Genomic DNA, 9,163 nt, shown 5'->3' with positions numbered 1-9,163 from the left:
AGAAAAACCCCCTCCCCCCCCCACCACCCCTCCTCCCTCCCCCGGGTGCGCGGGGCTCTTTTTTCCGTCCGACTTTTCCCCTCCCCCGCCCCCCCCCCCCCCCCCCGGCCGGCGACGTACTAGGAGGCGACGATGTTCTCCGCCTGCGGGCCCTTCTGGCCCTGCGTGACGTCGAAGGTCACCTTCTGCCCCTCGAGAAGCTCACGGTACCCACTGCCGGAGATGTTCGAGTAGTGGGCGAAGACGTCGGGGCCGCCGCCGTCCTGCTCGATGAAACCGAAGCCCTTTTCGCTGTTGAACCACTTCACGGTGCCACTGGCCACGGTCGAACTCCTCGATCAGATAAATGGAATCGCGCCACGCGAGGTGCGGGCCCGGAGGTGATCGCCATGGTCCGAGAAGCGCTGTGGACAGCAAAATCGCCCGTGATCGCGATCACGGGCGAACGAACGTCGAGCCACGACTACTGGGGAACGACCGTACCCGAGCAGGGTTCGCCGCGCCATGTCCCCGACCAAACAGTCACGAGCGCAACACCGGCTCGGGGGTCCGACAGCGCCCATGGGCACGGATTTCGGTCGAACTCCCGGAGTGCGCACCCGTCTGCCGACGGTTCGACGAAATTCCGGCTATCCCTCCCCCGCTCGTTGGGCCATGCTTGGTCGGTCAGGGGGGATCGGTGCGAACGGGCGCAAGCCCCACCGATCGGGCACCGCACGAGGAGCCACGAAACCTGTGACCACACGGCCGAACCACGATTTCGAGGACCGTCGCACGTTCGAGGGCTGGGGCACCGTCCCCTGGCCGCTGCTGCAGGCGAATGAGCTCGCCAGGCTGGATCTGCCCCGTAACCCCGCCGCACGCGTCGTCGCGCGCGTGCGCGGCCGGGACTGTGACAACGAGAACGTCGTGCGCGCGCTGTACGACGCACGCGATTCAATGCCCGACGGCGCCGGCATCGAGGAACTCCTCACCGCCCGCGGCGACCGACACGTCTGCTCGGGATGCGACGCCCGCACCGAGCAGGTGACGACGCGATGCGGCGACGGCCGGAATCTGTGTCCGGCCTGCCTGACCGTCACGATGATCACTCTCACCCAGGCGAGGGCCCGCGAGGAACGGGCCCGGCAGGCCGCGTGGGCGCGCGAGGTACTCGCCGACCCCACGTCGACGTGGGTGCACGTGGACGCGACGCCCGGGAGCACGGCACCCGACGGGCGATCGGGCCCGGCCGCCGCCGCCACCGTCACCGTCACCGCGATCGACCGCTCGCGGACACCCCTGCCGCCGCTGTCGATACCCCTGGTCACCGTGTCCCCGCACGCCCCCTCGCGGGCCGCCGCGAGCCGGGAGACGCACCAGGCCGTCACGAGCCGGGACCCGGACGAGACCGTCGCGTCGAGGTGGCGAGGGCGGCGCCTGATCGTCTGGGACCACGGCCACGGACGGATCCTGACCGCCTGGTCCGAGCGCGTCGACGTGCGCTTGCGCTGCGACTACCAGGACATGCTCCACCACCGCCTGCCCGCCTGGCGCGGCCTGGTCGACGCCACCGGGAATCCCGTGCGCGAATGCCTGCCCCCGGGACGCGCCGACCGGCTGTACGTCGCCACCGCCCGCATGGCCGTCGGCCCCGACCCCGCCACGTCCGACCCCACCGCGACCGGCCACACCTCGGACGCCCCGCCCGACTGACCCCCCGAACTCCTCGCGCACCGCGCGCAGTTACCCCGGCCGACCGCCACCCAGCAGTTCGTCGCCCAGCGGCGCGCGACGGTACAGCACGTGCCGTCCGTCGCGCGCCCGGGAGACCAGGCCGGTGGCGTGCAGCACGCGCAGGTGCTGGGACACCGCGCTCGGGGTGACACCGAGCCGGCGGGCGATCTCGACCGTGGGCAGCGGCTCGTCCAGGAGGCCGAGCAATCCCGCCTTCGGCGCACCCACCAGGGACACCAGAGCGGCCGGGTCGGCGACGGGCGAGCGTGCCCACAGCGTCGCCACTCCGCGGCTCGGGTAGGCCAACGACGGCGGTTCCTCCGGGCTGACCGGGGGCGCGGGCTTGTGCACGAACACCGACGGAACGAGCAGCAGGCCCCGGCCCGACGCCGCGACGTGATGCCGGCCGATCATCTTGTCGATCTCCAGCACCCCGTGGTGCCAGCGCAGATTCGGGTGCATGTCGGCGAACAGCAGGCGGGCGCCGCCCACGGCCAGTTGCCGCGCGCGGTAGGTCATGTCCGCCTCCAGCAGCAGGCGCATCCGCGGCCACGTCGGCTCGACGGCGATCTCCCAGTACCGCCGCAGGAGTTCGCAGATGGCGTCGCGGAGCGCGAGCACGGACGCGTCGTCCTCGGCACCTGCGTCGAGCAGCGCGGCCGGCAGCGGGTCCGGGGCATGCGTGGCCGACAGGTCGCGCCGTACCAGATCCGCGGGTGTGCGTCGCACGACGGCCAGTTCCTCGTCGAAGCTCGCCGCGAAGGTCGCCGGCCGCGGCGTCAGGAAGTCGGGGAGGGTAAGCCTGGCCGCGACCAGCGACATCAACAGTTCGGTGTCGAGCGCTCGAATCTCGCCCAGAACCGCTCTGCGCCACGGCAGGTGCAACGCGGCCAGTCCCGGCTCGCGCAACACCCGCAGACTGACCACGGTCTCGTGCAGGGGCGAGAGGGCGAACCGCGTGTCGGCGAGATCCTCGACGCCGAGCTCGTAGCTGATCATTAAGCCATACGCTACATCCATTGGCGGCGTGGCACGGGTGCCGTGAACTGCCACGCATGACACACGCAGCCCGCCCCCGGCCCCCGGTGCCCTCCCCCGGCACGACCCGCCGCGTCGCCGACACCGTGGACGCGCGCGAGTCGGTGGAGGTGCGATGAGCCGCGGCCTGGTCCTGATCCTGTCTCTGACCTGCGCCGTCGGCGTGGGCAACATCTACTTCCCGCAGGCGATCAGCCCACTGATCGCCGCCGGACTGCACGAGTCCCCCGACGCCGCCGCGCTGGTGGTGACCGCGACCCAAATCGGCTACACCGCCGGGATCTTCCTCTTGGTGCCGCTCGGCGACCGACTCCCCCATCGCGCCTTCCTGGTCACCCTGCTCGCCATCTCCGGCGTCGCTCTCCTGGCCGCGGGCTGCGCCCCGACCCTGCCGCCCCTGGTCGCCGCGAGCGCCCTCGTCGGCGTCACCACCGTGGCCGCCCAGATCGTCGGCCCGCTCGCGGCCGGGCTGGTCGCCGCCGAGCGCCGCGGCGCGATGATGGGCACCCTGCTGAGCGGCTCGATCGGCGGCATGCTGCTGGCTCGCACCTTCGGCGGGTCACTCGGCGAATGGCTGGGGTGGCGCGCGCCCTACCTGGTGGCGGCGGTCCTGGTGCTGCTGCTCGCCGGCGTCCTGGCGAGCATCCTGCCGAAGACGGTCCCGCCCTCGCGCCGGCCGTACCCGGCCCTCCTGGCCGAACCCCTGCGCCTGCTGCGCACCGAACCGGAGTTGCGCCGCTCCTGCTTCCATCAGGCGACGATCTTCGCCGGGTTCTCGGCCGTGTGGACCTGCCTGACACTCCTGCTCACCGGCCCCACGTACGACCTGGGCGCCCACGCGGTGGGAATGCTCGCGCTGGTCGGCGCGGCAACCATGGTCTGCACCCCGATCGCCGGACGCCTGGTCGACCGCAGGGGACCCGACACGGTGAACCTGGTCTGCCTGCTCGCGGTCCTCGGCTGTGCCCCGGTCCTCGCCGCGGGCGCCGTGGGCGGCACGCCGGGTCTGGTCGCCCTGGTGCTCGGCACCCTGCTGCTCGACATCGCGATGCAGTCCGGCATGGTCGCCAACCAGGCCCGGGTGTTCGCGCTGCGCCCCGACGCCCGCAGCCGGCTCAACACCGCCTACATGACCTGCGCCTACCTGGGCGGCAGCGCGGGTTCCTGGATCGGGGTACAGGTCCACGGCCGAACCGGATGGCTTGGCGTGTGTGCGTTCCTGACGTTCCTCGCCGCGCTCGCCCTGGCCCGCCACCTCGTGGCGCCGCGCGGCCGAGGATCCCGCACGAGCCGTTCGTGCCGGACGGACCGCGCCGGCGACGCCGGAGGAGATCTACCGGAAGTTGCCCGGCGCGCCCGGCACACTGGCCTGGATCGGACTGCACCAACCGGCCGAGGCCCAGCGTCCGGTGAAATCTGACAGCACTTATATAAGTGCTGTTATGATTCCCGCATGCCCCCGGACCACGCACCCGATCCCTCCCGGCAGAGCCACTGGCGTCCTCTACGGCTGCTCCAGGCTTCGATGGACGCGGACATCGCCCGGCTGTACGCGGAGAAGCGCATCGACGGGCTCAAGCCGAGCTTCGTGATGGAACTGCTCCGGCTGCACGCCACCGGGCCGATGACCATCACCGAACTCGCCGAGTCCGTCGGCCGGACCCATTCGGCGCTCAGCCAGAAGGTGTCCGCGATGCGCGCGGCCGGTTGGGTGCGGACCGTCGCGGGCGAGGACGCGCGCAGCAAGAAGGTGACGCTCACCGACGAGGCCCGCGACATCGTCGGCCGACTGGCGGCGGAGTGGCGGGCCACCGAGGCCGCCATCGCCGAGATCGAGGCGGAGATCCCCTACCCGCTCACCCGCGTCGTCACCGACATCGAACAGGCCCTCGAACGCAAGAGCTTCCACGACCGGATCGCCGAGAAACTGGCGCAGAACCCCGCATGGGAGTGAGGCACGCGCTGATCGACGTGTCCCCGCTGCGCACGTCACCACCGTTTCGACGGTTGTGGATCGGTCGGACCCTGTCCGGCCTGGGCAGCCAAATGGCGGTTGTAGCGGTGATGTTCCAGGTCTGGCAGACGACGGGCAGTACCGCCTGGACCGGTGCCGTGGGTCTGGCCCAGGCCCTTCCGATCGTCATGTTCGGACTCTTCGCCGGGTCGCTCGTCGACCGCGTGGACCGGCGGCGGTTCTATCTGCTCACCACCTGCGGCCTGGCGTCGTGCTCGCTGCTGCTCGCCGTCCAGGGCTTCCTCGGGCACCTCCCGCCCACGGGCGTGCTGCTGCTGGTCGCGCTGCAATCCTGCTTCGTGGCCGGCAGCGGCCCGGCGGCCCGCACTTTCATCCCGCACCTGCTGCCCAGGGAGCAACTCGCGGCCGGGCTGGCCCTGAACGGGATGTCCTTCCAGGGCGCCATGCTGGTGGGCCCCGCACTGGGCGGGCTGATCGTGGGGGGATTCGGCGTCGGCACCTGCCACCTGATCGACGCCCTCACCTTCCTCGCGGCGATCCACGGCGCACTGGGCCTGCCCAAGATGAGCCCCGGTGACGAGCAGGTGCGCCCGGGTCTCCGAGGCGTGCTCGACGGCCTGGCCTTCCTGGTCCGTACCCCCGTCATCCGCGGAGCGCTCCTGACCGACCTCGCCGCCACCGTGCTGTCGATGCCGATCAGCCTGTTCCCGTTGATCAACGCCGAGCGGTTCGACGACAATCCACGCACCCTCGGACTGTTCCTGACCGCCATCGCCGTCGGCGGCGTCATCGCGTCCGTGCTTTCCGGAGCCTTCACCCGACTGCCTCGCCCCGGCCTGGTGATGCTCGGCGGATCCGTCGCGTGGGGCGGGTCGCTCGCACTGTTCGGTCTGTCGCCCAACCCGTGGGTGGGGCTCGGCTTCCTGGTCCTGGCAGGTGCCGCCGACACCGTGTCCGTCATCTCCCGGAACACCATCGTCCAGTTGCACACCCCGAACGAGTTCCTCGGCCGGGTCGGCGCCGCCGAACAGATCGTCGGACAGGCCGGGCCGGACATCGGCAACCTGCGCGGCGGTCTCGTCGCGAACGCCACCTCGGGTACGGCGGCCCTGATCAGCGGCGGCCTCCTGTGCGTCGGCGCGGTCGCCCTGGTCGCGACGGCCACACCGGGCCTCCGCCGATTCGCGACAACGCCTGCCGGTCCGGCCGCGCTCACCAAGTCCTGATCGGCAACTCGGCGGCGCCACACCGAACTTCGTGGATAGGCTTCCGGCCGGCAGGTGACCGTCGCGGCGTACGGCAGGTCGGCCGGAGGCCCACCCGGAACGCGGCGGATGACCTGGGCTCGGGAGACGGCGCACGGCGGATGAACCTCAGCTCGCGAGTTCGCCCCGCACTCCACCCGGGTTCGGCCCGGTCGAGACGGGGAGCACGAAGACCATGGTGAGCCCGCCACCGGGCGTGTCCTCGGCGGCCAGCGAGCCGCCCATCGCCTCGGCGAAGCCGCGCGCGACGGCAAGTCCCAGGCCCACACCACGACTTCGCGGGGCGTCTCCGTGCCGCGCGAACGCCTCGAAGACCCGGTCCTTGGCGTCGTCGGGCAGGCCGGGACCACGATCGACCACCCGCAGTTCGACCCGGCCGCGGACCGTCCCGGCCACGACCGTCACGGGCGTGTCCGCCGGAGTGTGCAAAACCGCGTTCTCCACCAGGTTGGCCATCACCCGCTCCAACAACTCCGCGTCGGCCCGAACGGTCGGCAACGTCTCCGGAATCGACACCCGCACCCCCGACCTCGCGGCCCGCGCCACCGCCCCCGGGATCACCTCGTCCAGCGCGATGTCGCTCGGCAACGGGTCGACCGTGCCCATCCGCAGCCGGCTCATGTCGAGCAGATTGCCGATCAACCGGTCGAGCCGATCGGCGCCCGCCTCGATCGTGGCGAGCAACTCGGCCCGGTCCGCCCGCTCCCAGTCGACCTCCTCCACCCGCAGACCGGACGCCCCGGCCTTGATCGCCGCCAGCGGCGCCCGCAGGTCCCGGGCCACCATGGCGAACAACGCGGTGTCGACCCGGTTGCCCTCGTCGAGCCGACGCGCCTCCGCCGCCTCGGCGACCAGGGCACCCCGCTCCAGGACCAGCGCCGCCTGCGCGGCGAACGCGCCCAGGACGCGGCGCGTGTCCGCGGGCAGCGGGCGGCCGGACAGCACCAGCACGAGCGACTCGTCCACCGCGACCTCGACGTCCGCCGTGTCGGGCCGCGCCGGCGGATCCACGCCGACCGACCCGACGCTCTCCCAGGACCCGCGGGGTCCGTCCCGGCGCAGCAGCGAAACGGATCGCATGTCGAAGGTCACCCGAACCCGCTCCAACAGCGCGGGCAACGCCCGTTCGCCCCTGAGCACGCTCCCGGCGAGGAAGCCGAGCGTCTCCGCCTCGGCCCGGCCACGTTCGGCCTGCTGGGTACGTCGCGCGGCGAGGTCGACGACCGACGCCACCGCCAGCGCGATCACCACGAAGACCACCAGCGCGAGCACGTTCCCCGGCGCGGCGATGTCCAGGGTGTCCAGCGGCGGCGTCATGTGGTAGTCCATGAACAACGAGCCGAGCACGGCGGTGGCCACCCCCTGCCACAGGCCGCCGAACAGCGCGACCGCGACGGTCAGGGCCAGGAACAGGAGCATGTCGTGGGGCAGCGCGGCGTTGCCCCGGATCGGTACGAGCGCGGCGGTCAGCGCGGGTGGTCCGAGCAGCGCGACCACCCAGGCCGGCACCGCTCGCCCCCGGGCGGTGACCGTGCGCCTGGGTCGGTCGTCCCGCCCGCGACCGGCGTACTCGTGGGTGACGATGTGGGTGTCGATGTCGCCGGCCCGGGCCGCCACGGTGGCGCCCACGCCCGGACCCAGGACGAACTGCCAGGGCTTGCGCCGGCTGCTGCCGAGCACGATCTGCGTGGCATCCTCCCCACGGGCGAAGTCCAGCAGGGCGCCGGGTACGTCGTCGCCGACGACGGAGTGGAACGTGCCGTCGAGCGAGTCCACCAGCCGGCGCTGACGGGCCAGGTCGGCCGGTGAGGATCCGGACAGGCCGTCGCTGCGGGCCACGTGCACGGCCAGGAGTTCCCCGCCCGGGCCCCGACCCGCGATCCGTGCCGCCCGCCGGATCAGCGTGTCGCCCTCCGGCCCGCCGGTGAGCGCCACCACGACCCGTTCCCGGGTCGGCCACATCGCGTCGAACCCGTGCCGGTTGCGGTGTTCGCGCAAGTACTCGTCGACCCCGTCGGCCACCCACAACAGGGCCAGCTCGCGCAGCGCGGTCAGGTTGCCCGGGCGGAAGTAGTTCGCGAGGGCGGCATCGGCCCGCTCGGGGGTGTACACGTCCCCGTCGGCGATTCGGCGGCGCAGCTCCTCGGGAGTCAGGTCGACGAACTCGATCTGATCGGCCCGACGCACCGCGCCGTCGGGCACGGTCTCGCGCTGGGGGACGCCGGTGATCGACGCGACCACGTCGTTCAGCGACGCGAGTTGCCGCACGTCGACCGTGGAGATCACGTCTATCCCGGCGTCGAGGATCTCCTCGACGTCCTGGATCCGCTTCTCGTTGCGCGATCCCGGCGCGTTGGTGTGCGCCAGGTCGTCGACCAGCGCCACGCGCGGTCCGCGGGCGATCACCGCGTCCACGTCCATTTCGGTGAACTCGCCGTCATGATGCACCAGTTCGCGTGGCGCGACGATCTCCAGGCCGACCAGCATCTCCTCGGTGAGCGGCCGGCCGCCGCAATCCACGACGCCGACCACCACATCGGTTCCCCGGAGGAGCCGGCGATGGGCTTCGTCGAGCATCGCGTACGTCTTGCCGACGCCGGGCGCCGCGCCGAGGTAGACCCGCAACGCGCCGCGCCGCGAGGTGTTCGTCTCCGGGACGGATCCGCTCACCTCCGCGGTGGCGCGCTTCGACGACTTCCGGCACCGGCCGTGTCCGTATGGCACCCGCGCTCAGCCCTTCCGTTCGTCCGCTCGCGGCCGGGTGAGGGCCGGGGTCGAGCGTGCCGACCCCGCTCGTGCACCGACCACCCGCCACCCGGTAGTTCCGACGACCGGGCTCCGGACATTGTCGTGGACGAACGCGCCGACCACCGCCGGGTGGAGCCGGCCGGCACGACCGCGGGCGCGGCAACGTCGGCACGGCCGGATCGGATGGGTCCGGGCTGCCGGGGCCCGCGTCGGCGGAGCCGACGGGACGACGGGCGAAGCCGGGGCGGATTACGCTCGTTCGAGTCTCGCGGGTCGGATCCGGGTGCGGCCACGGCGCGCGGTCGCGCGTCGGTGCCTTCGGGTGGGGGGGGGGGGGAGAGGGGGGGGGGGTAGGCCCAGCACCCACACCACCCACGAGACAACACGGCAGAAACAAGAGCGAACCCCCCCCGCCGCCCCC

Annotated in this window: 7 protein-coding genes; 4 read left to right on the top strand and 3 right to left on the bottom strand. The window is 72.3% G+C overall.

The window, feature by feature from the left end; translation table 11 throughout:
• Window positions 1-119: 119 nt before the first annotated feature.
• Complete coding sequence (locus tag ACZ4FV_RS50930) at window positions 120-323, bottom strand: cold-shock protein (RefSeq protein WP_331771990.1); 204 nt, start codon at window positions 321-323, stop codon at window positions 120-122.
• Window positions 324-735: 412 nt separating this feature from the next.
• Between ACZ4FV_RS50930 and ACZ4FV_RS50925 the strand changes: the two genes are divergently transcribed.
• Complete coding sequence (locus ACZ4FV_RS50925) at window positions 736-1,695, top strand: hypothetical protein (protein WP_465328213.1); 960 nt, start codon at window positions 736-738, stop codon at window positions 1,693-1,695.
• A gap of 30 nt (window positions 1,696-1,725) precedes the next feature.
• Here the strand turns inward: ACZ4FV_RS50925 and ACZ4FV_RS50920 are convergent, their stop codons facing one another.
• Window positions 1,726-2,715 (bottom strand): ArsR/SmtB family transcription factor, encoded by a 990-nt coding sequence (locus ACZ4FV_RS50920; RefSeq protein WP_465328211.1) that lies wholly within the window; start codon window positions 2,713-2,715, stop codon window positions 1,726-1,728.
• A gap of 154 nt (window positions 2,716-2,869) precedes the next feature.
• Here ACZ4FV_RS50920 and ACZ4FV_RS50915 point away from each other — a divergent pair, with 154 nt between their 5' ends.
• Genes ACZ4FV_RS50915 through ACZ4FV_RS50905 form a run of 3 tightly spaced genes read left to right on the top strand, consistent with a single transcriptional unit; the run spans window position 2,870 to window position 5,955 of the window.
• Window positions 2,870-4,174: an MFS transporter gene (locus ACZ4FV_RS50915; protein WP_465328209.1), complete on the top strand. Its 1,305-nt coding sequence runs from the start codon at window positions 2,870-2,872 to the stop codon at window positions 4,172-4,174.
• Between the two features lie 33 nt (window positions 4,175-4,207).
• Window positions 4,208-4,708, top strand: coding sequence for a MarR family winged helix-turn-helix transcriptional regulator (locus ACZ4FV_RS50910; RefSeq protein WP_465328207.1), 501 nt, complete (start codon window positions 4,208-4,210; stop codon window positions 4,706-4,708).
• Window positions 4,699-5,955, top strand: a complete 1,257-nt coding sequence (locus ACZ4FV_RS50905) for an MFS transporter (RefSeq protein ID WP_465328205.1) — start codon at window positions 4,699-4,701, stop codon at window positions 5,953-5,955. The genes ACZ4FV_RS50910 and ACZ4FV_RS50905 overlap by 10 nt, the downstream gene beginning before the upstream one ends.
• 147 nt (window positions 5,956-6,102) lie before the next feature.
• On the opposite strand, the gene ACZ4FV_RS50900 is transcribed toward ACZ4FV_RS50905, so the two are convergent.
• Window positions 6,103-8,571, bottom strand: a complete 2,469-nt coding sequence (locus ACZ4FV_RS50900) for a DUF4118 domain-containing protein (RefSeq protein WP_402238195.1) — start codon at window positions 8,569-8,571, stop codon at window positions 6,103-6,105.
• Window positions 8,572-9,163 lie beyond the last annotated feature (592 nt).

Source organism: Embleya sp. NPDC025285, from assembly GCF_055558835.1.
Note: the sequence above shows the minus strand (reverse complement) of the source record. Positions and strands in the feature narration are given on the sequence as shown.